The organism is Dyella silvae (assembly GCF_026421305.1).
In the GTDB taxonomy this organism is placed as follows: domain Bacteria; phylum Pseudomonadota; class Gammaproteobacteria; order Xanthomonadales; family Rhodanobacteraceae; genus Dyella; species Dyella silvae.
On sequence record NZ_JAPJBQ010000004.1, the window covers coordinates 180206 to 204122 of the forward strand.

General features: G+C 63.6%; 20 protein-coding genes. 7 read left to right on the plus strand and 13 right to left on the minus strand.

Annotated features, from left to right (window positions below):
• Positions 1 to 93 precede the first annotated feature (93 nt).
• From OQE56_RS11950 to OQE56_RS11960, 3 genes are all read left to right on the plus strand, one after another.
• Positions 94 to 975, plus strand: coding sequence for a methylated-DNA--[protein]-cysteine S-methyltransferase (locus OQE56_RS11950; RefSeq protein WP_267224577.1), 882 nt, complete (start codon positions 94 to 96; stop codon positions 973 to 975).
• Positions 976 to 1115: 140 nt separating this feature from the next.
• Positions 1116 to 2036: a drug/metabolite exporter YedA gene (gene yedA, locus OQE56_RS11955; protein ID WP_267224578.1), complete on the plus strand. Its 921-nt coding sequence runs from the start codon at positions 1116 to 1118 to the stop codon at positions 2034 to 2036.
• Between the two features lie 92 nt (positions 2037 to 2128).
• Positions 2129 to 3517 (plus strand): short-chain fatty acid transporter, encoded by a 1389-nt coding sequence (locus tag OQE56_RS11960; RefSeq protein ID WP_267224808.1) that lies wholly within the window; start codon positions 2129 to 2131, stop codon positions 3515 to 3517.
• A 56-nt stretch (positions 3518 to 3573) separates the two neighbouring features.
• Here OQE56_RS11960 and OQE56_RS11965 read toward each other — a convergent pair whose 3' ends face one another.
• The 4 genes from OQE56_RS11965 to OQE56_RS11980 form a co-directional block, all read right to left on the minus strand.
• The gene (locus tag OQE56_RS11965; RefSeq protein WP_267224579.1) at positions 3574 to 4890 is read right to left on the minus strand and encodes an ABC transporter permease; all 1317 of its coding nucleotides are present in this window, start codon (positions 4888 to 4890) and stop codon (positions 3574 to 3576) included.
• Between the two features lie 10 nt (positions 4891 to 4900).
• The gene (locus OQE56_RS11970; RefSeq protein WP_267224580.1) at positions 4901 to 6067 is read right to left on the minus strand and encodes an ABC transporter permease; all 1167 of its coding nucleotides are present in this window, start codon (positions 6065 to 6067) and stop codon (positions 4901 to 4903) included.
• Positions 6068 to 6077: 10 nt separating this feature from the next.
• The gene (locus OQE56_RS11975; protein WP_267224581.1) at positions 6078 to 6764 is read right to left on the minus strand and encodes an ABC transporter ATP-binding protein; all 687 of its coding nucleotides are present in this window, start codon (positions 6762 to 6764) and stop codon (positions 6078 to 6080) included.
• A gap of 72 nt (positions 6765 to 6836) precedes the next feature.
• The gene (locus OQE56_RS11980) at positions 6837 to 8081 is read right to left on the minus strand and encodes an efflux RND transporter periplasmic adaptor subunit (protein ID WP_267224582.1); all 1245 of its coding nucleotides are present in this window, start codon (positions 8079 to 8081) and stop codon (positions 6837 to 6839) included.
• A gap of 213 nt (positions 8082 to 8294) precedes the next feature.
• On the opposite strand from OQE56_RS11980, the gene OQE56_RS11985 reads away from it, so the two are divergent.
• From OQE56_RS11985 to OQE56_RS11995, 3 genes are all read left to right on the plus strand, one after another.
• Positions 8295 to 8981: a fumarylacetoacetate hydrolase family protein gene (locus OQE56_RS11985; RefSeq protein ID WP_267224583.1), complete on the plus strand. Its 687-nt coding sequence runs from the start codon at positions 8295 to 8297 to the stop codon at positions 8979 to 8981.
• 86 nt (positions 8982 to 9067) lie between these two features.
• Positions 9068 to 9484 carry a large-conductance mechanosensitive channel protein MscL gene (mscL, locus tag OQE56_RS11990; protein WP_267224584.1) on the plus strand — a complete coding sequence of 139 codons (417 nt, stop codon included), beginning with the start codon at positions 9068 to 9070 and terminating at the stop codon, positions 9482 to 9484.
• A 143-nt stretch (positions 9485 to 9627) separates the two neighbouring features.
• On the plus strand, positions 9628 to 11067 hold the full coding sequence (locus tag OQE56_RS11995) for a M20/M25/M40 family metallo-hydrolase (RefSeq protein WP_267224585.1): 1440 nt from the start codon (positions 9628 to 9630) through the stop codon (positions 11065 to 11067).
• 155 nt (positions 11068 to 11222) lie between these two features.
• Here OQE56_RS11995 and OQE56_RS12000 read toward each other — a convergent pair whose 3' ends face one another.
• The 3 genes from OQE56_RS12000 to OQE56_RS12010 form a co-directional block, all read right to left on the minus strand.
• Positions 11223 to 14324: an efflux RND transporter permease subunit gene (locus tag OQE56_RS12000; RefSeq protein WP_267224586.1), complete on the minus strand. Its 3102-nt coding sequence runs from the start codon at positions 14322 to 14324 to the stop codon at positions 11223 to 11225.
• A 17-nt stretch (positions 14325 to 14341) separates the two neighbouring features.
• Complete coding sequence (locus OQE56_RS12005; protein ID WP_267224587.1) at positions 14342 to 15472, minus strand: efflux RND transporter periplasmic adaptor subunit; 1131 nt, start codon at positions 15470 to 15472, stop codon at positions 14342 to 14344.
• Positions 15473 to 15763: 291 nt separating this feature from the next.
• Positions 15764 to 16228: a MarR family winged helix-turn-helix transcriptional regulator gene (locus tag OQE56_RS12010; RefSeq protein ID WP_267224588.1), complete on the minus strand. Its 465-nt coding sequence runs from the start codon at positions 16226 to 16228 to the stop codon at positions 15764 to 15766.
• Between the two features lie 71 nt (positions 16229 to 16299).
• On the opposite strand from OQE56_RS12010, the gene OQE56_RS12015 reads away from it, so the two are divergent.
• A complete protein-coding gene (locus OQE56_RS12015; RefSeq protein ID WP_267224589.1) occupies positions 16300 to 16824 on the plus strand; it encodes an O-acetyl-ADP-ribose deacetylase in 525 nt (174 codons plus the stop codon).
• Here the strand turns inward: OQE56_RS12015 and OQE56_RS12020 are convergent.
• From OQE56_RS12020 to OQE56_RS12045, 6 genes are read right to left on the minus strand one after another with little or no spacing between them, the layout of a single operon-like run.
• On the minus strand, positions 16808 to 18502 hold the full coding sequence (locus OQE56_RS12020; protein ID WP_267224590.1) for a BatD family protein: 1695 nt from the start codon (positions 18500 to 18502) through the stop codon (positions 16808 to 16810). The genes OQE56_RS12015 and OQE56_RS12020 overlap by 17 nt on opposite strands.
• Positions 18499 to 20403 (minus strand): VWA domain-containing protein, encoded by a 1905-nt coding sequence (locus OQE56_RS12025; protein ID WP_267224591.1) that lies wholly within the window; start codon positions 20401 to 20403, stop codon positions 18499 to 18501. The genes OQE56_RS12020 and OQE56_RS12025 overlap by 4 nt, the downstream gene beginning before the upstream one ends.
• Complete coding sequence (locus tag OQE56_RS12030) at positions 20400 to 21380, minus strand: VWA domain-containing protein (protein WP_267224592.1); 981 nt, start codon at positions 21378 to 21380, stop codon at positions 20400 to 20402. The genes OQE56_RS12025 and OQE56_RS12030 overlap by 4 nt, the downstream gene beginning before the upstream one ends.
• A complete protein-coding gene (locus OQE56_RS12035; protein WP_267224593.1) occupies positions 21373 to 21921 on the minus strand; it encodes a DUF4381 family protein in 549 nt (182 codons plus the stop codon). Before OQE56_RS12035 ends, OQE56_RS12030 begins: the two co-directional genes overlap by 8 nt.
• Positions 21918 to 22850 (minus strand): DUF58 domain-containing protein, encoded by a 933-nt coding sequence (locus OQE56_RS12040; protein ID WP_267224594.1) that lies wholly within the window; start codon positions 22848 to 22850, stop codon positions 21918 to 21920. The genes OQE56_RS12035 and OQE56_RS12040 overlap by 4 nt, the downstream gene beginning before the upstream one ends.
• Positions 22847 to 23842, minus strand: a complete 996-nt coding sequence (locus tag OQE56_RS12045; protein ID WP_267224595.1) for an AAA family ATPase — start codon at positions 23840 to 23842, stop codon at positions 22847 to 22849. Before OQE56_RS12045 ends, OQE56_RS12040 begins: the two co-directional genes overlap by 4 nt.
• Positions 23843 to 23917 lie beyond the last annotated feature (75 nt).

The following is a 23917-nucleotide window of genomic DNA, read 5'->3' on the forward strand; positions in this document are numbered from 1 at the left end:
ACAACCCAGCGCCGCCTACGGCGGCGCAAGATCCGGATGGTCATGGTCAGGGGGCAGCACTAGGCTGAGCCCATCGCTTCACGGATGCCGCCCATGAATGCCCGCCACACCACCGAATCCACCCTGGAACAGATCCGGCTGCTGCTGGAGCGTACCGACGAGGCTCCCACGCTGCAGGCGCTGGCCGATGAGGCCCAATTGAGCCCAAGTCACCTGCAGCGCGCCTTTCGGCGCCGCTACGGGATGAGTCCCTCCGAGTATCACCGGGCACGCCGTTTCGGCCAGCTGAAGACCGCGCTGCGCAAGGGCGCCGCCGTGACTGACGCGGTGTACGACGCCGGCTTCGGTTCCGGCAGCCGCGTTTACGAGCACAGCGATCGCCTGCTGGGCATGACGCCGGCCAGCTATCGGGCCGGCGGTGCCGGTGCGAGCATCCGTTTCACCACGACGGGGACGACGCTGGGTCGACTGCTGGTCGCTACCACCACGCGCGGCATCTGCTCAGTCACGCTGGGCGATACCGACCCTGAACTCGAAGCCCGCCTCGCCGATGAATTCCCGCATGCTTCGCGTGAGCGTGTCGACGCGGGACGTGAAGAGTGGCTGGATGCGGTCATCGCTCGTATCGCCGGCGAGCTCGGCTGGAGCGACGCCGATGCGCCCGATCTGCCGCCTCTGGATGTCGCCGCCACAGCGTTTCAATGGCGCGTCTGGAATGCGCTCACCCGCATCCCCAGCGGCGTCACCAAGAGCTATGGCGAACTGGCTGCCGAGCTCGGCATGCCCAAGGCCGCCCGGGCCATCGGTAACGCCTGCGGCAACAACCGGCTGGCTCTGATCGTGCCGTGCCATCGCATTGTGCGGGAGGATGGCTCGCTGGGCGGCTGGCGCTGGGGCGTGGAACGCAAACGCGAACTGCTGGCCAGCGAACAGCGCCATGGCGCGGAGCACCGAAAGCAGCCCGTCGCCGCCTAGGGATGCTCAAGACTTGAGCGCGTCTCAAGACTGCCTTGCAGAGGCCTCGCTACTGCCTCTGCAACATCCGGTTTATTGTCAGGCTCGCGGTAAACTATGACGAGCATCGACCCCGCGATGCTCCTACAGCGCTCCCTGCCATGAACGACTCTGCTTCGACATCCGCCGTTTCCGCGGCGCCTGCCCCTGTTGCCGACACCCGCGTGATGGTGCCGCTATCGCTGTTTGCGCTGTACATCATCTGGGGGTCGACTTATCTCGGCATCCGCTACGCGCTGGAAAGCTACCCACCCTTCTTGCTGGCGGGATTACGTTTTCTTGGTGCCGGTATCCTGTTGTTCGGATTTCTGCGTATGCGCGGAGTGGCCGGACCGACGCCGCGTCAATGGCGCAATGCGGCCATCACCGGCGTCCTGTTGCTCGGCTTCGGCAACGGACTGGTGTGCTTTGCAGAACAACACGTGAGCTCCGGCATTGCCGCCGTTGCCGTGGCCAGCATGCCGCTGTTTGCGGCCATGTTCTCCGGCATGTACGGGGAATGGCCGTCGCGAAACGAAACCGTGGGACTGGTCATCGGTTTCGCCGGCGTGATCGTGCTCAACTTGGGCAGCAGCCTTTCAGGCTCGCGCATCGGCGCCATCGCGCTGCTGATCGCGGCTGCAAGCTGGGCGTTCGGCGCCACCTGGAGCCGCCGCCAGGACATGCCGGCCGGCCCCATGAACACCGCCGCGCAGATGTTGTGCGCCAGCGTGGCGCTGCTGCTGGTGGGCTTTGCCACCGGCGAACGGTTGCCAGAGCACCCCACGATGCGCGCTACGGCGGCAGTGGTCTATCTCGGCCTGTTCGGCTCGATTATCGCGTTCAGTGCATTCCTCTACGTGCTCAAGCACGCGCGTCCCGCGCTGGCGACGAGCTACGCCTATGTGAACCCGCCTGTCGCTGTCCTGTTCGGCGTGCTGCTGGTGGGCGAAAGCGTGGGGCCGTATGACATCGCCGGCATGGCGATCATCCTGCTAGGCGTGGGTGCCATTGCGCTGGCCCGGCAGAAACGCGCTCACTAACTACCGCATCTTGCCGCGATAACCACCACGCGCTCACCATGGGCCCGATCCTGGATCGGGGGAATCCCATGAACGATGCGAACGAAGGTCTGATGGCTCGCGCTGCCCTGCGCTGCGCGGCGTGGTCGGAAAAGTGGTTTCCCGATGCATGGGTGTTTGCGGCACTTGGCGTTGTGATCGTGGCGGCCGCCGCACTCGCTTTTGGCGCCACGCCCACGGTGGCCGTGAACGCCTTCGGCGACGGCTTCTGGAGCCTGATTCCCTTCACCATGCAGATGGCCTTTGTGGTGATCGGCGGCTACGTTGTCGCCACGGCGCCGGTGGTGGCGCGCTTTATCGAATGGCTGGCGCGCGCTCCGACAACAGGTCGCGGCGCGATCTGCTACGTCGGTCTGGTGAGCATGCTTGCTTCGCTGCTCTCCTGGGGCTTCTCGCTGGTGTTTGGTGGTTTGCTCGTTCGCGCACTGGCCCGTCGCGAGGATCTGCGCATGGACTATCGCGCGGCTGGCGCCGCGGCGTATCTGGGTCTTGGTGCGGTGTGGGCGATGGGACTCTCTTCGTCCGCCGCACAACTGCAGGCCAATCCCAAGAGCATGCCGCCGGGCTTGCTCAATATCACCGGCATTCTGCCTTTCTCCGAGACCATCTTTCTGTGGCAGTCGGTGGCGCTTACCGCCGTACTGATCATCGTCTCGCTGGTGATTTGCTGGCTGACCTCCCCTTCGGATCAGCGCGCACGCACCGCCTCCGATTTTGGCGTGACAGAAACAGCCACGCCGGCGTTACCTCCACGCCAGCGCCCCGGCGAATGGCTGGAATACAGCCCACTGCTATCGATAGTGATCAGCCTGCTCGGCTTCGGCTGGCTGGGCTACGAGTTCACCACCAAGCCGGTCGTGGTGGCCATCGCCAACCTCAATACCTACAACTTCCTTTTCCTCACGATCGGTCTGTTGCTGCACTGGCGGCCACGCAGCTTCCTCAACGCGGTGTCACGCGCGGTGCCGGGCACGGCAGGCGTGCTTATCCAGTTTCCGTTGTATGGCGGCATAGCCTCGCTGCTCACTCATGCGCCAGGGTTCGGTGATGTGACACTTTCACATCGGTTATCGGGCTTGTTTGTGCATATCGCCACCACCGATACCTTCCCGCTGGTGATGGGAATCTATTCGTCGGTGCTTGGCTTCTTCGTACCGTCGGGCGGCGGCAAATGGCTGGTGGAAGCGCCGTATGTGATGCATGCGGCCAACGACTTGCATGTGCACCTGGGTTGGGCCGTGCAGGTGTACAACGCCGCCGAAGCGTTGCCCAATCTCATCAACCCGTTCTGGATGCTGCCGCTGCTCGGCGTGCTGGGCTTGAAAGCGCGCGACATGGTGGGTTTCACCTTCATGCAGCTGTTGGTGCATGTGCCGCTGGTGTTGGGCTTGTTGTGGGCGCTTGGCCTTACGCTGAACTACGTACCGCCGGTGATGCCATAGGACGGGGGAAACCCTGTGCGCGACTGGGGCGCGGCCATGCCGCGCCCCACCGCGACTCACAACTCGCGCAATGCCGTAGTCACCGGCAGTCGCGCCGCGCGCATGGCCGGGAACAGGCCACCAATGAAGCCAATGGCCAGCGCCCACTTCAGCCCAGTCCACAGCAACGCCGGCGTGACCTTCAGTTCAAAGCTCAACTTGCCGACCGTGCCTGCGGCGAGCGTGGATGCGCTGTAGCCATTGAACAGCAGCCACGCAAGCAGCCCTCCTATGACGCCGCCAATCAGCGCCAGCAGCATGGTCTCCAGCATCACCGCCACCACGACGGGTAGTCCGCGAAAACCGATGGCTCGCAACGTGGCGATTTCGCGAGCACGCGCGGCTACCGCAGCGAACATGGTGTTGAGCGCACCAAACATGGCGCCGATCGCCATGATCAGGCCGACGGTGATGCCGATGCCCCTGATCACCTTGCTCATGCCTTCGGACTGCTTGGCGAAGTAGTCGAGGGTGGTGCTGACATCCACCTTCAGTTGCGGGTTGCCATCCAGTTCTGCCTTGAACGCGTCGTAGGCTTTCGGGTCAGTCAGCCGCACGACGACCGAGGCACGGCTGCTGCCGCGGCGGTAGGTATCGGCCACTGCGGACGCATCGCCCCATACTTCCGAGTCCATCGCATCACCGGAGGAGAACACGCCCACCACCTGCCATTGCTCACTGCCCAGCCGGATGGTGCGTCCCGGCTCCAGCCCCGCGAACTGCTTCGCAGCACCCTTGCCCACAATCAGCTCGCGCATGCCTGGCTGAAAGTTGCGCCCTTCAATGATCTTTACGTTGGGGCGCACCGCCCAGGCCTGTTCGCTCACGCCGCGCACCTGCACGCTGCCTTCGTCATCCGCCTTACCACCCTTGAGCGGAAGGTTGGCGGCGACGACCAGTTCGGGCGAAGCGATCGGCTGACCCTTGGCATCCTTGGCGATACCCGGTGCCTGCGGAATCAGCGTCACGCTGTCGTGGTCCAGCACCGACATCACTTCCGACGCGGAAGAACCACGCATCACAATCGCCGTATCGGAAGTGCCCGTGTTGCGCAGGGTTTGCGAGTAGCCCTCGCCCATCGCGAGCAGGGCCACCAGCACTCCGACCACACCTGCAATACCCACCACGATCACGGCCGAGGAACCGACGCGCTGACCGAGTGTACTGATGCCAACACTCGTCACCGAGGCCGCCTGCTGCCCACGGCGCGTAAAGGCCATCCAGGCCGCAAACAGCACGACGAGGGCCAACACGCCCTGCCAGGGCAACGCGATCCACGCCGCGAGCACCACGGCCACAAGGGCAAGCAACGCTAAATTGATAAGAAAATTCATGGTGTGCTCCTCAGCGTCCTGCCAGTGCATCGACAATGTTCAGGCGCATGGCGCGCAGTGCCGGCAAGGCACCGACCAGCAACCCGATCACGATCATCAGCACCAGTCCCAGTGCCCAACTGCTCGCGCCCACACTCGGAAGATTCAACATACCGCCGCTATTCGCGCTCACCGCCGGAATGATCAGCGATGCCAGCCCAAGGCCGATCACGCCGCCAAGCAACAGCAGCAGCACCGACTCGGCCAGCACGATGCCCAGCACCGCGTGATTGGAGAAACCAATCGTCTTGAGTACCGCCAGCTCGCTGGTGCGCTCGCGCACGGCCTGCATCATGGTGTTGCCCGATAGCAGCAGCAGGGTGAAGAACACGGCGCCCATGATCGAACCGACAATCAGACCGATATCGGCAAGCTGCTTCATCCAGCTGGCGGTGGCGGCCTGTTCGGTCTGCGTACGCGTTTCGTGATCGGAGTTCGCCGAGATGGCATCGATGGCCTTGGCCACGCGATCGGCCTGGTTCACGTCGGTCACGCGCGTAACGTACCAACCCACCGTGCCGCGATTGAACGGCGTGGTTTCGTCGAAGTACTTCCAGTGCAACAGCAGCAACTGGTCGTAGAAACCACCCGCCTTCTTATCCTTCGAATGCATGATGCCCATGACATCGAAGGTCCAGTTCTTACTGCCCTGACGATTAGGAAAGATGGTGGACTGCAGCGGAATCTTGTCACCCACTTTCCAGCCAAAACGCTTGGCCAGCGTCTCGCCCACCAGGACACCGGTGCGCGTGTCATCGAACGCCTTGCGCTCGGCCGGGCTTACCTCGATCTCCGGATAGAGATCGATATAGTTGGGCTCCACCGCGAAGCTGAAGACCTGGTTGTGCGGATCCTGATAAGCGCCACCGAACCAGTTGGCATAGGTCACCAACTTCACCCCGGGCACCTGCGCAATCTGTGATTCCAGCGATTGCGGCAAGGTCTGGATAAACGAGAGTTTCGAGCCTGTCTGCAAACGCTGAGCGCCATTCGCGCTCTGGCCGGCCTGATTGAATGACGTACGCACCGCATCGAGCATGCCGAACAGCAGGAACGCGGCCATGATTGATACCAGCGTCAGAATGGTGCGGGCTTTGCGCCGGAACAGCGCCGCCCAGATGAGATGGAGATATTTCATCGTCGCATCCTCACGCAATGGCCTGTTCGACCAGGGTGCCCTTGTCCAGATGCAGTGTGTGATTGGCGTACTCAGCTGCCTTGGGATCGTGCGTCACCATCACGATGGTCTTGCCGTGCTCGCGGTTGAGCACGCGCAGCAGGCCAAGCACTTCTTCGGCAGACTGGCGATCCAGATCGCCCGTGGGCTCATCGCACACCAACAGGGTGGGGTCGGAAACGATCGCTCGCGCAATCGCCACGCGCTGCTGTTGACCACCCGACAGCTCGCTGGGCTTGTGCGATGCACGCTCACCCAGACCCACCAGCTGCAATGCGATGCTTGCGTTCTTACGGCGCTGTGCGGCGGACAGCTTGGTGAGCAACAGCGGCAACTCTACGTTGCGCTGCGCCGACAGCATCGGCATCAGGTTGTAGAACTGGAACACGAAGCCGACGTGCGAAGCACGCCACTTCGCCAGCGCGCCGCCACTGAGCTGATCCAGCCGCTGGCCGGCCACCGTGATGGAACCGCCGGTGGGCGTATCCAGCCCGCCGATGAGGTTGAGCAAGGTCGTCTTGCCCGAACCGGAGGGCCCCATCAATGCCAGAAAATCGCCTTCGGCAATGTCGAGGTTGATGTGATGCAGCACTTCCACTTTCTGCCTGCCGCGCTCATACACCTTGGAGAGGTCGCGGGTTTCGATCAATGTGTTCATGCTTGTGCTCCTGAATCGTAGTCCCTGGCATCGCTTGCCGCGATGCGCCCAATCATGCAAAACACTTCATCATCATTTCGATTTAGCCGAAGTGGCCACGCGGGTGCCGTCCTGCAAATCCGCCGATGGCGACACCACGACGGTCTCACCCAACTGCATACCGGCAGGCAGCAACCGCTGATCGCCGAACTTCGACGCCGCCGGCGACACCGTGCGCTGCTGCACCACATCGCCCGACACGACGAACACGACCTCATGGCCGTCACGCTGCACAATGGCTGACGAAGGCACCAACACGCCCTGCGGCACCTGCGCTTCCTCGTGCGGCTGCTTCTGCTCCAGAAACGACACGCGCACGCCCATATCCGGCACGATGCGCGAGTCCTTGTGCTCCAGCGCCACACGCACTTTCACAGTGGCTTTGCCGCGATCGGCTGCTGGCACGATGGCGATGACGTGGGCCGGAATTCTCCAATCGGGATAGGCGTCCAGCACGGCTTCGGCGGGCATGGTCGGTTTCACGCGTCCGATGTACGCCTCGTTGACATCCACGTCCACTTCCAGCGAATCCATATCCACCACCGTACCGATGCCGGTGCGGGTGAAGCCGCCGCCGGCCGAGAATGGCGACACGATCTCACCGACCTGTGCGTCCTTGGTGGTCACAACGCCATCGAACGGCGAACGAATCACGCAGTAGCCAAAGTTCACCTCTGCCGCCGTTACCTGCGCATCGGCCGACGCCGCGTTGCGCTGCTGAGACAGCAGCTGGGCGCGCGTGGTGTCCACCAGCGTACGGGACTGCTCGGCCACCTGCTTGGCAATCAGTCCCTTCGCCGCAACGGCCTCGTTGCGCACGGCATCCCGTTCGTTCTGCGCCAATTGCGCCTGGAACTGGGCTACCAACGCATGAGCAGCAGCGGCCTGAGTGCGGGCGGCGTCCAGCGCGGCCTTGTATTGCGCATCGTCGAGCCGGGCAACGATCTGCCCCTGCTTGACGTGGTCACCTTCCTCGATCAGCACCTGCGTGAGCGTACCGGTGATCTGCGCCGAGACCGTGGCCTGTCGGCGCGCGGTGACATAACCGGTGGCCTGCAGCACGGCGCCCGCCGCGGCGTTGGCGGCGGGGGACTGCGCCTGCGCGGTCTGCACCTCGACGGCGCGCTTGCCGGTCAACAACCAGCCTGCCAGGCCAACGAGCACCACTACAACCAGCGCTCCGGCCACCATCCACATCCAGCGCCCGCCTCCGTGCCTGTGTTCCTCGCGCTGGTGTTTCTCGATGCGCAGTTCCTTCAGCAAATCCGAATTCGCCACAAGCTCTCCCTGCCGGCCCGTTGCCGGTCCTACGTTGCGGTACACGATGCTGGAGCGGCCTTGCCGCCGCCAGAGACCCACATCAGTCGTCGTCGATGACAGCTGTCATCCTCAGTGGGCCAAACCCGCCCGGTTGTACTCGCATGCTATCGCCGTGAAAAGCTTACGTGACAACTGACGGGCTCTTGCTCCCGGCAGTGATACTCTCTTCAGATGTCATATGCCATCTCGCCCCCCGTTATTCCCAGCCTGCCCATCATCGGCAGCGACCAGCGCTTTCCCGTCCGCCGCATCTTCTGCATCGGGCGCAACTACGCCGAACATGCCCGCGAAATGGGCGCCACGGTGGACAAGGACACCCCGCTGTTCTTCTGCAAACCCGCGGACGCCGTGGTGACCGACGGCGCGGACGTGCCCTACCCGCAGGCAACGCAGGATCTGCACCACGAAGTGGAAATGGTGCTGGCACTAGGAGGCGGTGGTCGCGACATCCCCGTCGAGCAGGCGGCGTCGCTGATCTGGGGCTATGGCGTGGGCCTGGACCTGACCCGCCGCGATCTGCAGGCGGTAGCGAAGGCCAAGAGCCATCCGTGGGATGTGGCCAAGGCGTTTGACCATTCCGCGCCGGTGTCTGCCTTGCGTCCTGCGAGCCAGGTGAAGCTCGATGCTGACACCACGCTGACACTCAGCATCAACGGCCAGCCACGTCAGCAGGGCCGGCTGGGCGACATGGTGCATGGCGTGGCCGAGATCATCGCCATTCTCTCGACGCTGTTCGAGCTGAAGGCGGGTGACCTGATTTTTACCGGCACGCCTGCGGGTGTATCCGCGCTGCAACGCGGTGATCGCTTCCACGCCGAGCTTGCGGGCGTCGCGACGTTGGAAGGCCGCGTCGCCTGAGCGCCGCAAGAGTTTGCTGCGTGCCGCTTTGTCCGGCACCGCCCTGTTACTCTTACGCCGTCGGGGACAACGATTGGGAGTGAAGCATGAGCATGCTTAAAGAGTTCAAAGAATTTGCCATGCGTGGCAATGTGATCGACCTCGCCGTCGGTGTGGTCATCGGTGGTGCGTTCGGCAAGATCGTCACGTCGTTGGTCGATCAGATCATCATGCCGCCCATCGGCGTGCTCACCGGCGGTGTCGACTTCTCGCAGATGAAGTGGGTGCTGAAGCCGGCGGACAATACCGATCCAGCGCATAAAGTGGCTGAAGTGGCTATTGGTTATGGCAACTTCATCAATACCCTGATTCAGTTCCTCATCATTGCCTTTGCGATCTTCCTGGTGGTCAAGGCCATCAACAAGCTCACCCGCCGTCAGGAAGCCGCGCCCGCACCGCCGGCACCGGACGTGGTGTTGCTGACCGAGATCCGCGACCTGCTGAAGGCGCAAGATCGTAAGTAAGCGATGAGGAACGTCGCGCGAACGAGGCGCCTTTGGGCGCCTTTTTCGTTTCTCGTGTTTTGAGGCCGCCCGACCATGACTTCTGGCCTAAGCAGCCACATGGGGGCACGCCATAATCGTCGTTTCCGCCCGAGGAGTTTTCCATGCGCCGCCTGCCCCTCTCCCTGCTCGCCGCCAGCCTGATGCTTGCCATCGGCACCGCTAACGCAGCGACCCAGACCACCATCCCCGCCGCAGCCGTAAAGACGGCCGAACAGCTGCGCGACAAGGCGATGAACGACAATACGAGCTACGAGATCGTCTCCTCGCTCACCACGGAAGTAGGCGCGCGCCTTGCGGGTAGCCCGGCCGACGAACGCGGCCGCGAATGGGCCATCGCCAAGTTCAAGGCGCTGGGCTTCGACAAGGTTTATACCGAGCAGGTGACCTATCCGCTGTGGGAACGCCGCAGCGAACACGCCGAAATCGTGGGGCCGTTTCCGCAGGCACTGGATCTGATCGCCCTGGGTTACTCGGCTGGCACGCCGAAGGGCGGCCTCACCGCGCAGGTGGTGCGGTTCGACAGCCTCGACGCACTGAAGAAGGCGGACCCCGCCAGCGTCATGGGCAAGATCGTGTTTGTGGATGCGCACATGGAGCGTCACAAGGACGGTCATGATTACGCCATCGGCTCGTCCGTGCGCGTCGGCGGTCCGGTGATCGCGTCCAAGATGGGTGCTGCCGCCTTCCTGCTGCGCTCGGCGGGTACCGACGCCAACAGCCGCACACCGCATACCGGTGTCACTGGCTTCAAGGATCCCAAGGAAGCGATTCCTGCCGCCGCGCTCTCCAACCCCGATGCCGATCAGCTGACGCGCGTGCTCGCTTACGGCAAGCCGGTCAGCATCAAGCTGGATCTGGATTGCGGCGTCACCGGCAGCTATACCGGCGCCAACGTGATCGGTGAAGTCACCGGCAAGAAGCATCCCGACCAGGTGGTGGTCATCGGCGGCCATCTCGATTCGTGGGATCCGGGCACGGGTGCCATCGATGACGGCGCCGGCGTGGCCATTGCCATGGCAGCAGGCAAGCTGATCCACGACATGCCGCAGCGCCCCGACCGCACCATCCGCGTCATCGCATTTGCGAATGAGGAGATGGGGCTGTGGGGCGGCCGCGCGTATGCGGAAAAGCACGCTGCCGAAGTCGCCAAGTTCCAGCTCGGTACCGAGTCGGATTTCGGCGCGCGCAAGATCTGGCGCATGAGCGCCAGTGTGAAGCCGGAGGCGCGCGGCGCCATCGAGCAGATCGCCAAGGTGCTTAGCCCGGTCGGCGTCGACTATGACGCCAAGATGCCGGGCGGCGGCGGTTCCGACCTTTCGCAGATGCATGGCAAGGGCATGGCCGCGCTATCGCTGACGCAGGACGGCACGGACTACTTCGACTACCACCACACCGCCAACGATACCCTGGACAAGATCGATCCCAAGGAGCTGGCGCAGAATGTGGCCGTCTATGCGGCGTTCTCGTACATGGCGGCTCAGGCGGATGGCGACTTTGGTTCCGCACCGGGCGCATTTGCCAACGATGGCGCAGGGGACTGACCCTTTCGCGTCATGAAGAAAAAAGGCGGCCATTGGCCGCCTTTTTTATGCCTTTCGTCGAGCCTGTCATCGGTAAAAACGCACTCGTGCGCGACAAGCCTACGAAGCGGTAACGACAAGGCGCTGCGGTCGCGCACCACTGCGCTTCTGCACTGTTAGTGAGCCACTTCCGCCTTACCAACGCGCCGCTTGCGCGAGAAGCGCTCATGCAAGCGATCGAGGTACAGATAGATCACCGGCGTCAGGTACAAAGTGAGTACCTGTGACACGAGCAGACCGCCAACGACGGCCAGGCCCAGCGGACGCCGCGTTTCCGCACCAGCGCCCAGACCCAGGGCGATCGGCAAGGTGCCAGCGAAGGCGGCCATGGTCGTCATCATGATGGGGCGGAAGCGCACATGGCAGGCTTCAACAATCGCCAAGGCCGGCGCCATACCTTCACCGCGCTGCTTCTCCAGCGCAAAGTCGATCATCATGATCGCGTTCTTCTTCACGATACCGATCAGCATGACAATGCCGACGAAGGAGAACAGATCCAGCGGCGCCCGGAAGATCATCAGCGTCAGCAACGCGCCCACCGCCGCAGATGGCAGCCCCGAGAGAATCGTCAGCGGGTGGATGAAACTCTCGTAGAGAATGCCGAGCACCAGATAAATCACGAACACGGCCAGCACCAGCAGCAACCCCATGCCTTGCATGGAGTCCTGGAATGCCTGCGCCGTGCCCTGCACGCTGCCAGTGATCGACGGTGGCAGGTCGATGTTCTTCATCGCGCCATCGATGCTGGCCACCGCTTCACTGAGGCTCACGCCAGGCGCCAGGTTGAACGACACGGTCACCGCCGGGATCTGTCCCTGATGGTTCACCGTGAGCGCCTGAGGCTTGCGCTCAAAGCTCGCCACCGCATTGAGCGGCACCAGCGTGCCGCTGTCCGACGTCACATAAATCTGCGAAAGCACATCCGGGTCGTTCTGCAAGGCGTAGTACACCTGCAGGATTACCCAGTACTGCGATGAGGCGCCGTAAATAGTGGAGATCTGGCTGGCGCCAAACGCCGAACCGAGCGCGCGCTGCACCTGATCCATGGTCAAGCCGAGCGTGCCCAGCTTGTCGCGATCGACACTGACCACCATCGAGGGGCCATTGAGATCGAGATCGCTGGTGACGTCCTGGAAACCCGGCAATCGGGTGAAGGCGCTCATCACCTTGCCCGACCAGCTGTACAGCGCCTCCGTGTCGATCGACTGCAAGGTGTATTGATACTGCGCCTTGGACTGACGGCCACCCACCTGGATCGATGGCGGGTTCTGGATATAGGCGCGAATGCCCGGAATCGGCGCAAACTTCTTGCGCAGCTCCTGAATGATGCCATTGGGATCCAGTGATCGTTCGCTCGCGGGCTTCAACCGCAGCAGCAGCGAACCATTGTTGGTGGTCGTACGTGCGCCACCTGCTCCCACCGACGACATATAGCCCTCGATGTTCGGATCGTCCGCGACGATTTTTGCCAGGGCCTGCTGGCGCGCGGCCATGCCTGCCACGGACGTGTCATCCGGCCCTTCCACATTCACATTGAGCTGGCCCGAATCGCCGGCCGGAATGAAATCCTTGTCCACCACCGCAAACAGCAAGCCCGTCAGCAGCAAGCTGCCGGCAAACGCCAAGAGGACGCTGCGCGGGTGATTCACTGCCCATCCCAGTGTGCGCACATAGCCCCGGCGCACGCGCTCGAAACCCGCATCGAACCAAAGCACCACCCGTGCCTTTTTCTCGTGCTCCGCGTGACGCAGAAAGCGGCTGCACAGCATCGGCGTGAGCGTGATCGATACAAAACCCGAGATCAGGATGGCGACGCTGAGAGTCACCGCAAACTCGTGGAACAGCCGTCCCACAATGCCGCCCATGAACATCACCGGCAGGAACACTGCCACCAGCGAGAGCGTCATGGAGAAGATGGTGAAGCCGATTTCGCTGGCGCCCTTGAGCGATGCCTCGTAAGGGTCCATGCCTGCTTCCACGTGGCGCACGATGTTCTCGAGCATCACGATCGCATCGTCCACCACAAAGCCGACGACCAGCGTCAGCGCCAGCAGCGAAAGGTTGTCGAGGCTGTAGCCAAGGGCGAACATCGCACCGAACGTACCCACAATGGATACCGGCAACGCCAGGCCGGGAATCAGCGTCGCCGACGCATTACCCAGGAACAGGTAGATCACCAGCACCACCAGCACACCGGCCAGGAGCAAAGTGAGCTGTACATCCTCCACCGAGGCGCGAATCGATTCAGAGCGATCGTAGAGCACGGCCAGCTTGATCGACGGCGGCAGTGTCGCCTCGAACGTGGGCAGCACCGCACGAATGCGATCGATGGTCGCTACGGTATTGGAGCCCGGCTGGCGCTGGATGGCGAGCACGATGGCGCGATCACCGTTGTACCAGCTGGCGACCTGATCGTTCTGCACACTGTCTTCGGCCTTGCCGAGATCAGACAAGCGCACCGGTGCGCCATCCCGATACGCCACGATGATGCGGTTGTAGAGGTTGGCCCGCTGCAACTGGCCATCCGAACGGATCTGCAGCAATTGGCGGTTGCCGTTGAGGGAACCGGTGGCGAGGTTGACGTTGGCGCTGGCGACGGCGTTCTGCACGGTATCGATGCCGATACCGCTGGCTGCCAGCTTCTGCGGATCAACGCTGATGCGCACGGCGTACTTCTGCGCACCGTACACGCTCACCTGCGCCACCCCGTCGATCATCGACAAGCGCTGCGCAAGCTGGGTTTCCGCATAGTCATCCACAACCGACAGCGGCTGCGTTTTCGAGCGCAGCGTGAGGTAGAGAATGGGAGCATCAGCCGGATTGACCTTGCGGTAGGTCGGCGGCGTGGGCATGTTGGTGGGCAGCTGCCGCTGCGCGGAAGAGATCGCTGCCTGCACATCCTGTGCGGCGCCATCGATATTGCGATTCAGCTCGAACGTCAGCGTGATCGAGGTGGATCCCAGCGCGCTGGTCGAAGTCATCGACTGGATGCCGGCGATGGTGGACAGCTGGTTTTCCAGCGGCGTGGCCACGGCAGTCGCCATGGTTTCAGGCGCCGCACCCGGCAGGCTGGCATTGACCGTGATCGTGGGAAAGTCCACGTTGGGCAGTTCGTTGACCGGCAGCTTCGGATACGCAGCGATGCCGAACACCAGCAGTGCGACCATCAGCAGCGTGGTCATCACCGGGCGCCGGATACAGAGTGCAGGCAGGTTCATGCGCTACGGATCCAGGCTTAGCTGTGGTCGGTTACGACGTGCACGTGCGTGCCGTCTGCCAGCAGCAACTGGCCATCGGTCACCACCTGCTCGCTGCCATCGAGCCCCTTTTCGATCACGATCTGCGAACCGCTGCCGGGGCCCGCGGTGACCATGCGCTGCTGCACCGTGCCATCGGCATTCAGCACAAAAACAAAGCTGCCCAGGGGCGAGTTCTGCAGAGCGACCACGGGCACGGTCACCACATGGCTGAGACGCGTGGTGGGCAAGACGACTTCGACGAATTGGCCCGGCGTCAGCTCGTCCTGCTGGTTGGCATAGCGCGCCTTGAGCTGGATGGTGCTGGTGGCGGCGTCCACCGCATTGTTGATGAATTCCAGCTCAGCCTGCATCGCCGGCTGTTGGGTACCGGGGATACTCACTGTCACGGGCACCGTGCCGCTCGCTATGTTGGCCTTGATGCCCGCCAGCCCGGTTTCCGGCACCGAGAACGTTACGCGGATGGGGCGAATCTGGTTGAGCACCACGATGGAGGTGTCGTTCGCCGTCACCTGCGCGCCCGGATACACCAACGGAGCGCCGGCGATGCTGTCGAACGGAGCCTGGATCTGCGCGTAGCTCAATTGCGTGCGGGCCAACTCCACCGCTGCCTTGTCGGCTTTCACCGAGGCGGCGTAAACGCCTTCGTTGGCCGTGTAATTGTCGACATCGGACTGCGCAACGTAGCCCTTGCCCAGCAGCGGCTGGTAGCGCTTGAGCACGGTTCGCGCGTTATCCAGCTGCGCCTGATCCTTGGCGAGGTTACCCAGCGCCTGATCGAGCTGCGCCTGCAGCAGGCTGGGATCGAGGCGGATGATGGTGTCGCCCTGCTTGACGTGTCCGCCAGGCGTAAACATCAATTTTTCCAGCTGACCACTGACGCGCGCCTGCACGTTGACCGTGGAGAACGCCTCGGCACGACCAATGACCTTCAGGTGGAGATCCAGATCGCCCCGATGCGCACTCGCTACCTTCACCGGCACCGAGGTCACCGCCGGGGGACTCTTCGCCGACGCGCGCTCATGACCACGGAACAGCGGGACAGCCACCACCGCAGTGGTTAGCAACGCTGCGAGTAATACGAATTTCTTCCGGGACGTGCGCTGCATGATCTCTCCAACCGTCGACGGCGAGCGCGTGGCCTGCCATGCGCCGCGACGCCGCGATATAGACTGCTATCTGTGCCTGGGGACGCGACGCTGCTTGCTCCACCACGGCGCGCCGCATCGGGCATTGTGTAGCAGCGAGCGTCCATGACCCGCACGACCGACAGCACTTGGCAAATCGCTTGTCGTCAGGCAGGCGTCATCTTCATCGCAAAATAGTGTGGCGGCGCGATGACGCGCTCCTGGCGAAAGGCCGCATGACATGGGCGCGGCCGCTGAAGGTGAGCAGCTTACTCAGGCTTCGCTTTCTTCGTCGGCTGCGCCGCCGTCCAACGCCTGCAGGTTGTCTTTGATGCGGTTGAGTACGTCCATGGCCTGCTGCATTTCGCTGACGTCGATACCCACCGTGGCGTCTTTACGGAGGCCCTTGCCGATCAACTCCATGTCGGCAATGACGCCGCGCGCCTGATCGGTGACATACAAACGCCAGGCGCGGCGGTCCTTGGGGTCAGGACGCCGCTCGACGAAGCCAGCCGCCTGCAGACGGTCGATGACACGTCCGACGGCGATCGGCTCCATTTCCAGCTGCTCGGCGAGCTCGGTCTGGCGCAGCCCTTCGCGGTAATAGAGCATCTTGGTGGCCCGCCATTGCGCTCGGGTCAACCCGAATTTCACGGCGCGCCTGTCGAAGTGCTTGCGAAAGAGCAAAGTCACGTCGTTGAGCAGATAGCCGAAGGAGATGTCTTCTACCTTAGTCATAGCTGTCAGGTCTGTTGGCTCGCGAAGTGTAAGGCTAAGCATAGAACGCAATATCTTACGAATCCAATGCCATGAACATCGAACTCATCACTGCGGACATTACCCGGCTGGAAGTGGATGCCATCGTCAATGCCGCCAACGTCAGCCTGCTGGGCGGCGGTGGCGTGGATGGCGCCATTCACCGTGCCGCAGGACCCATGCTGCTGCAAGCCTGCCGCGCCCTGCCGGAGGTAAGCCCCGGGGTGCGCTGCCCCACCGGCGAGGCCCGCATCACACCGGGGTTCAGCCTACCCGGCCGCTACATCATCCACACCGTCGGGCCCATCTGGCATGGAGGCTCGCAGGGCGAACCCGACCTGCTGGCGAGCTGCTATCGGCAGAGCATGACGCTGGCTTACGAGTATGGCGTGAGTTCCGTGGCGTTTCCTGCGATTAGTTGCGGTGTCTACGGCTACCCGCCAAGGCTGGCCGCGTCCGTGGCTCTACGCAGCCTGAGAGGTATGGGGCAGCAGCAAAGGCCAATGCGGGTGCTGCTGTGCAGTTTCGACGAGGCGATGGCGGCCATCTGGCGCTCTGCCCTCACTGATGCAGATTGAACGGATAGAGCGGCGGCAAGGGCGACGGGTTGGATTGCGCTGCGCCCTGCTGCCACGCAAAACCATCGCGGAAAGCGGCGGCCAGACGATCACCCAATGCCGGTTCGTCTGCGCCCGCATAGTGTTTGCGTTGCAGGGCAGCAATGGCATCCGCCTGAGGTCCGGGAATCAGGGCCGCAGCCAGCTCGCTCAGATTCTGCAGTTGCGGCTGCTCTGCCCGCGCCCATGACAGCAGCGCGTTGGCCTGGCCGGAGACATCCGTGCCACGCGCCGCCGTAAGGAAGGCGGCACGTAGACGGGACACCGCGGGCCTCACTTCTGCGGATGGCGCGGCGGTCACGCCACGCGACTGGCGCCAGCGCCATCCCAACCACACCACCAGACTCACCACCCATAGACACAGACTGCCGATGGCCACCCAGCGCCATGACACACCGCCAGTCACGACTGGCGCCGATGCGATCGGCGTTGCGTGAGCAGGGACGGCCGGCATCGCCGTGGCAGGCGCCGCATTCGAAGCACCGATGGCAGGCAGCACGGTGAACGTTTGCGCCGGAACGCGCGCCACTTCGAGGTGATCCGTCACCACGTTCCACCAGGTAAGCGTGGTTTCGGGAATGGTCAGGGTTCCCGCGCGACTCGGCACGATGGCAAAGCCCTGCTGGCGCCGCCCGACCAGCCAGGACCCTTCGATGCGCGTTCCTTCGACGGGCTTGTCCGGGTACACGGTGGCGCCGTCAAGCGCAGGCAGGCTGAGGGCCGGCAAGGCCTCATAGGGCAGGCCCGTCGCCTGCAGACTCATCACCAGATTGACCGGCACGCCGACTCGCAACTCGCCCTGGGCCGGGCCGCCATCGAGGTGCAGGGCAAGGTCACGCGCAGGCAGCCACGCGCTTTTAGCGGCCTGCGCGGGTGCGGGCCGCACATCGATGGATACGGGGGGCGAGGAAGCGGACATCGGCGTCCCGTTGCCGAAAAAAGCATCGGGGTCGGTCAGATTGACCATTTCACCCTGGAAGGCCACCGGCGGTATCACCAGCTGCCCCTCGCGTTGCGGCGTTACCGCGTAGCGACGTTCGATGACGTTGTAGCGTCGCCCGCCACGTTCGGCCTGGTAGTTGATTTCATCACCCAGTCGACGAACCTCCACGCCAGCAAGCTGTGGATCTTCCAGGGCACCACTGGAGAGGTTGGCAGCGAAGAACAACCGCACGGTATAGACCCGCTGTTGTCCGACGTAACCGCTCGCGGGATCGATAGTGGCTTCGAGAAAGACGTCTTTACGTCCCGCTGCCGCATCGGCCGGATTGGGCGACACCACTTCCAGCTGCAGTGGCGCGGTGGTGCCTCCTGCGAATGAGAGGGCTGGAATCTGCAGGGTACCTGCATGCAATGGCCGCAAGGCCACGCCCACCGTGACCTGGGCAGAGCGCTTGCCGTTGATGATGCTAAGGCTGGTGTTGCTGGAGCTGCCCAGCACGGCGAAGTCCTGCGACAACGGACGAAGGTCTGGCGTTTGCGCCATTCCACCGCCTTCTGCGCGAAGATTGAGCGTCACTGTTTCGCCCAGCTCCACCCGCGTGCGGTCGAGCGTAGCCTGCACGTCGGCAGCAAGCGTCGCCAGCGGCCAAAGACACAGCATGAAACAACAGAGAATCATCAGGCGGCGCAGGTTCACGGCGAATCATCTCCTGCTGGCACGGCACCGTGACGTTGCCGGTACTCGAGATCAAACTTGCGGCGCAGCAGCGCCCCGGGATCATCTGGCACACGTTGCAGCGCTTGGCGCACATCGGCCGGCAATTTCGATTGGGCATCATCGGTAGCAACAGCCCCCAGCTCGTGCGTTCCAGGTTGCTGTTGCGGCCCTTGCCTGCCCAATGCCTGATCCATCTGCTTCTGCAGCGCTTGTTGCGCCTGCTGCGCACGTGCGCGTTCCTCGGCCTGCTCCTGCGGCGTTTGCGGCTTGGTGCCCAATGACGTATCGCCCTGCTGGCCCTGCGACTGACGCTCGCCCTGCGCGTCCTTATCGCTGCCTTCGCCTTGCGAATCGCCGTGGGCATTCTGCGAGGATTTACCCTCGCCATCGTCTTGCTGCGATCCGTTCTGTTGCTGTGCCGACTGCCCTTGAGCATTGTCCGGGGGCGTCGTCGAGGGCCCTTGCCCCGTCTTGCCCTTGTCGTTCTGCGCGCCTTTGTCTTGCGGCTCTTGCTGTTGCCGGCGCAGCCAGTCTTCCACCGCTTTGCGATTGGCTAGCGCATCCGCATTCGCGGGATTGGCTTTGAGCGCACGGTCGTAAGCCTCCAGCGAGCCTTGGTAATCGCCTTGTTTGGCCAGGGCATTACCCAGGTTGTACTGCGGGTCCGACCCCGGCAGATCTCGCAGCGCTCTGCCGGCCGCAGCGTAGTCGCCTGCCCGGTACGCGGCAGCGCCGCGCAACGCCGGATCGTGCGCCAGTTGCTGCGCCTGTTTGGCGTCGCCCTGAGCCAGTGCTGCTGCTGCTTGCTGATCGGGGCGCCGCCACAGATCACTCCAGCTGCTGGCATGTGCGTTGCCCGGCACACCAGGCAATAAAGCCAGCGCGAGCAACATCAGCCAGCCGCGCCGGAATGTCATGGCGGCCAGCGGCAGCAACGGCAAGAGCAACCACGGCCCGCGATCTTGCCACTCATCGCCATGCAGGTCAGAGGCCTGCGTTTCGCCGCCATCAGCGGGCAGCTCCGCGCGCAACGCATCGATATCGCGGCGATCATCCGTCATGGGCACGAAGCGCCCGCCGCCTGCGTCAGCAAGCGCACGCAAGGCCTGATCATCTCGCCGCGCCATGGTCAGATCGCCGCGCGCGTCACGTTGAAAGCTCTCATCGGAGAGCGGCACCGGCCCACCTTGTGGGGTGCCTACGCCCAGCACGGAGACGCGCACGCCTTCATCCCGGGCCTTGCTGGCTGCTGCTCGCGCAGCTGCATCCACGTTATCGGTCACCAGCACCAGCGAGCCGCCGCCCACCTTTGCATCGCGAACCAATGCCACGCCACGCTCGATGGCTTGCGCTGCGTTATCGCCATCCACCGGCATGGTGTCCGGCGCCAACGCGTCGAGCAGATCATTGAGGCTCGAGGCATCGGTGGTCAGCGGCGCCACCACGAACGCCTCGCCCGCATAGGCCACCAGCGCGTTGAGGCCGTCGTGATTGGCGGCCAGCAGATCGCGCACTTTGTAGCGCGCGCGATCGATTCGGCTGGGCGCTACATCGCGCGCCAGCATATGCTGCGAAAGCGAAAGCGCGACCACCTGCGCGGCGCGCCTGGCATAAAGCGGTTGCGCGACGTGACTCCAGGTGGGGCCCGCCATGGCCAATGAGGCCAGCGACCAACCTGCGACCAACAACAGCGCGGGTATGCGACGACGTCGTTGGTGACCTTGCAATAGGTAGGGCAACAGCTCCGCATCCACCAGGCGCGTCAGCGCCTCACGCGCCGTGCTTCGACGCGAAGCGAAAGCCAGCAACAGAGGGAGCGCCAGCAAGGCGAGCAGCCACCATGGGCGCAGAAAGTGAAACTGCTGCAGCGCGTCGCTCATGCAGCCGTCTCCGGACGCCGTGTACGCGGCGTCATAGCCACCAGCCATGCCAGCACCGCCAACGCCAGCGGCCAGCGGAACCATTCATGGCGTGGACGCAGTGAAGGACCTTGCTGCGCCATAGGCTCCAGCGCGTCGATAGCGCGGTACGCATCAGCCAACTGGCGTGCATCGGTCGCGCGGAAATAGCGGCCACCTGTCTGTGTGGCCATAGAACGAAGCATGCCTTCGTCCAGATCTTCCGAAGGATTGACGATATGCGAGCCAAACAAGTCGGGAACCGTCATCTCGGTCGCACCGATGCCGATGGTGTAGATGCGCACACCTGCCGCCTTGGCGGCATGCGCGGCGTCGAGCGGCGCGATGTTGCCGGCGTTATTCACGCCATCCGTCAGCAGCACAACGACACGCGCCTGCTCGGGCAGACCTGCGAGACGCTTCACGGCCACCGCAATGGCGTCGCCAATGGCTGTTTCCGTACCGGCCAGCCCCACGGCGGCACCTTGCAACTGTGCGCGCACGGCGTTGAGGTCATACGTCAGCGGTGTCACCAGGAATGCGCGGCTACCGAACATGATCAGTCCCATTTCATCGCCGCCTCGGCGTGCAATGAAATCACCAGCAATCGCTTCGACCGCACCGAACCGGCTCACCGGCTGACCGCCTAGCGTCATGTCATTGGTGCGCATGCTGCCCGACAGGTCGACGGCCAACATCAACGCGCGCCCGCTGCGCTGCTGCGCCTGCGGTGGCCCCACCCATTGGGGACGCGCGGCTGCCACCAGCAGACATATCCAGGCGAGTACCAGCGCCCATGTCCGCCATCCACCCAGACTGCGACGTTCGGCAACCTCCAGATGCAATCCTGGATGCGGCAGATGCAGCGCCTCCCCGGGCTGTGCGGGCCGAAGCCACCAACGCAGCAGCCATGGCAGTGGCAGCAGCAGAAAGGCCCAGGGCCATGCGAACTCAGGCATGACCGGACTCCGTTGCAGCCGAGGCTGATGAGGCGACTGGCGCCTTGTGGGTTCTGAGATGACGGCGCCATGCGCAGATCAGCCAGCGCCGCGTCGCCGCCACCGCTTCGTCACTATCGAACGATGCGGCGGGCCGGTACATGACTGTTTCAAGTTGCACCAGCGTTTCGACAGTGCGCGCATCCACTGGCATGGATGCCAATGTCTGACGCCAGTCCTTGCCGTGCTGCCGGGCGGCGTTGGCGTCCATCTGCAGCGCAACTCGCCGGAGCAGTTGATGCAATCCAGCGGCCAGTGCCTGAGGCCTGGCCTGTTCGCGGGCCGCCAGCGAATCCAGTTCCGCGAGGATGGCCTGCTCGGCCCGACGACGCCGGTGCTGCCTGCGCCACCACCAGAGCAACAAAGCGCCGGCCACCACGATGAGCACAGCTACGATCCACCAACCCGGTGCAGGCGGCCACCAGGGCGGCGGTGAGGGCATATGGATATCGCGCAGATCGGGTCCACTGGCAGGCGACGCCGCACGGGATACGGCCATCATCGGCGAACTCCCGGTGCCAATAGCGACATCACCGCGTCGAGCGGATCACTGCCCGTATCGATGGTGATGTGCGGCAGACCCAGACCTTGTGCGAGAGCGTTGAGCTTGCTTTGGCCTGCACCGAGGCGCTGCTGAAACTCGCGCCGTTGACGTTCGCCAAACAGCACGACCTCGCGTCGCGTGCCCTCATGCTCAAGCGGATATCGGCCCGGCGGCGGCAACCCCAACTCCAAGGCGTCGGCAACCACCAGCACGCGTACACCCGCCTTGCCGGCGAGATCGAGCAGGCGGCTGCGCGCGGCGTCATCGCCACTCAATCCATCGCTGATCAACAACACGCGATTGGCACCATGCATGAGGCGCGTGGCGCGCAACAAAGCGTCGGACAAAGGTTCGCGATGCGATGACGGGTCCCGGGCATCCCATTCGGCAAGCGCGCCACAGACAGCCAGGGCACCGCGTGCACCGCCCTGCGGCCGAAGCAAGCGCTCGCCACTACCAAATTCCATCAAACCCACGCGTTCACCCGCGCGCACGGCGTACCAGGCCGCCAAGGCGGCCGCGCGCGCCGCCTGTACCGATTTCAGGCGCACGCGGGTGCCGAATCGCATGCTTTCATGGGTATCGAGCAGGATCAGCAGACGCCCTTCGCGTTCCTCCTGGAACAGCTTGGTGTGCAGTCGCCCACTTCGAGCAGTGAGCCGCCAATCGAGCCGGCGTACGTCATCACCCGGTTGATAAACCCGAGATTCGGCGTAGTCCATGCCGCGACCGTACAAACGGCTGGATTGCTGACCAGCACGCATCGCCCGGCTCTCAAGCCGCGGCAAGGCAGCCTTGGCGACCCGACTGCGCAACGCCACCAATTCGGCGAGGCAAACGCGAATGCGTCCGTCGCCGTCTGCCTGCTTGTCTGCGACAGCACTCACGGCAGCGGCACGAGATCCAGTACGCGACGGATAACCTGATCACTGCGCACACCTTCTGCCTCCGCCTCGTAGCTGAGCAGCACGCGATGACGCAGCACTTCGTAGGCGATGGCGTGTACGTCTTCGGGCAAGGTGTAATCGCGTCCAGATAGCCAGGCATGGGCGCGGGCGCAGCGATCCAAGGCGATCGTGCCGCGCGGGCTGGCGCCCCAGGCAATCCAGCGCTTGAGTTCCGGCCCATAAGTGCCTGGATTGCGCGTGGCCAGCACGAGTTGCGTCAGGTATTCCTCAAGCGCCGGCGCCATATGGACCGCCAGCACGGCATCTCGTGCGCTGAATACATCGGCCTGGCTCAAGGTCGCCCGGGATGCCGGCACGGGATGCAGAATACGCCGCGCCTGTTCGCGGGCGAGCTTGAGAATGGCCAGCTCGGCAGCGGCATCGGGGTAACCGATGGTCACGTGCATCACGAATCGATCGAGCTGAGCTTCGGGCAACGCAAACGTGCCTTCCTGCTCGATGGGGTTTTGCGTGGCCATCACCATGAACAATTCAGGGAGGTGCCAAGTGCTGCGCCCCACGGTGATCTGGCGCTCCGCCATCGCTTCGAGCAGCGCCGACTGCACCTTGGCCGGCGCGCGGTTGATCTCATCCGCCAACACGATGTTGTGAAACAACGGGCCGCGCTCAAATTCGAAATTGCCTGACTGCGGGCGGAATATGTCGGTGCCGGTCAGGTCGGCGGGCAGCAGATCCGGGGTGAACTGGACGCGATGGAAGTCGGCTTCGATACAGCCCGCCAGCGCCTTCACCACGGTGGTCTTGGCCAGTCCGGGAGCCCCCTCGACCAGCAGGTGTCCGTCAGCAAGCAAGGCCACCAACAGGCAGTCGATCAGGTGCGGCTGGCCGATGACGCTGCGCTGCAGCTCATCGCGAACATGCAGAAACGCTTGCTGCAGACGTGATGCGGGTTGGGTCTCGGGCATGTCCATCGGGTATTCCGTCAAGGTTTGGCGCTATCACAGACCCTGATGCGCTCCAGAAGTTTAATGCGCATGACTTCTGGC

Excerpts from the sequence above, each read along its gene's own strand:
- OQE56_RS11950 (WP_267224577.1), top strand. The coding sequence starts at position 94 with ATGAATGCCCGCCACACCACCGAATCCACCCTGGAACAGATCCGGCTG.
- yedA (WP_267224578.1), top strand. The coding sequence starts at position 1,116 with ATGAACGACTCTGCTTCGACATCCGCCGTTTCCGCGGCGCCTGCCCCT.
- OQE56_RS11960 (WP_267224808.1), top strand. The coding sequence starts at position 2,129 with ATGGCTCGCGCTGCCCTGCGCTGCGCGGCGTGGTCGGAAAAGTGGTTT.
- OQE56_RS11965 (WP_267224579.1), bottom strand. The coding sequence starts at position 4,890 with ATGAATTTTCTTATCAATTTAGCGTTGCTTGCCCTTGTGGCCGTGGTG.
- OQE56_RS11970 (WP_267224580.1), bottom strand. The coding sequence starts at position 6,067 with ATGAAATATCTCCATCTCATCTGGGCGGCGCTGTTCCGGCGCAAAGCC.
- OQE56_RS11975 (WP_267224581.1), bottom strand. The coding sequence starts at position 6,764 with ATGAACACATTGATCGAAACCCGCGACCTCTCCAAGGTGTATGAGCGC.
- OQE56_RS11985 (WP_267224583.1), top strand. The coding sequence starts at position 8,295 with ATGTCATATGCCATCTCGCCCCCCGTTATTCCCAGCCTGCCCATCATC.
- mscL (WP_267224584.1), top strand. The coding sequence starts at position 9,068 with ATGAGCATGCTTAAAGAGTTCAAAGAATTTGCCATGCGTGGCAATGTG.
- OQE56_RS11995 (WP_267224585.1), top strand. The coding sequence starts at position 9,628 with ATGCGCCGCCTGCCCCTCTCCCTGCTCGCCGCCAGCCTGATGCTTGCC.
- OQE56_RS12000 (WP_267224586.1), bottom strand. The coding sequence starts at position 14,324 with ATGAACCTGCCTGCACTCTGTATCCGGCGCCCGGTGATGACCACGCTG.
- OQE56_RS12005 (WP_267224587.1), bottom strand. The coding sequence starts at position 15,472 with ATGCAGCGCACGTCCCGGAAGAAATTCGTATTACTCGCAGCGTTGCTA.
- OQE56_RS12010 (WP_267224588.1), bottom strand. The coding sequence starts at position 16,228 with ATGACTAAGGTAGAAGACATCTCCTTCGGCTATCTGCTCAACGACGTG.
- OQE56_RS12015 (WP_267224589.1), top strand. The coding sequence starts at position 16,300 with ATGAACATCGAACTCATCACTGCGGACATTACCCGGCTGGAAGTGGAT.
- OQE56_RS12025 (WP_267224591.1), bottom strand. The coding sequence starts at position 20,403 with ATGAGCGACGCGCTGCAGCAGTTTCACTTTCTGCGCCCATGGTGGCTG.
- OQE56_RS12030 (WP_267224592.1), bottom strand. The coding sequence starts at position 21,380 with ATGCCTGAGTTCGCATGGCCCTGGGCCTTTCTGCTGCTGCCACTGCCA.
- OQE56_RS12035 (WP_267224593.1), bottom strand. The coding sequence starts at position 21,921 with ATGATGGCCGTATCCCGTGCGGCGTCGCCTGCCAGTGGACCCGATCTG.
- OQE56_RS12045 (WP_267224595.1), bottom strand. The coding sequence starts at position 23,842 with ATGGACATGCCCGAGACCCAACCCGCATCACGTCTGCAGCAAGCGTTT.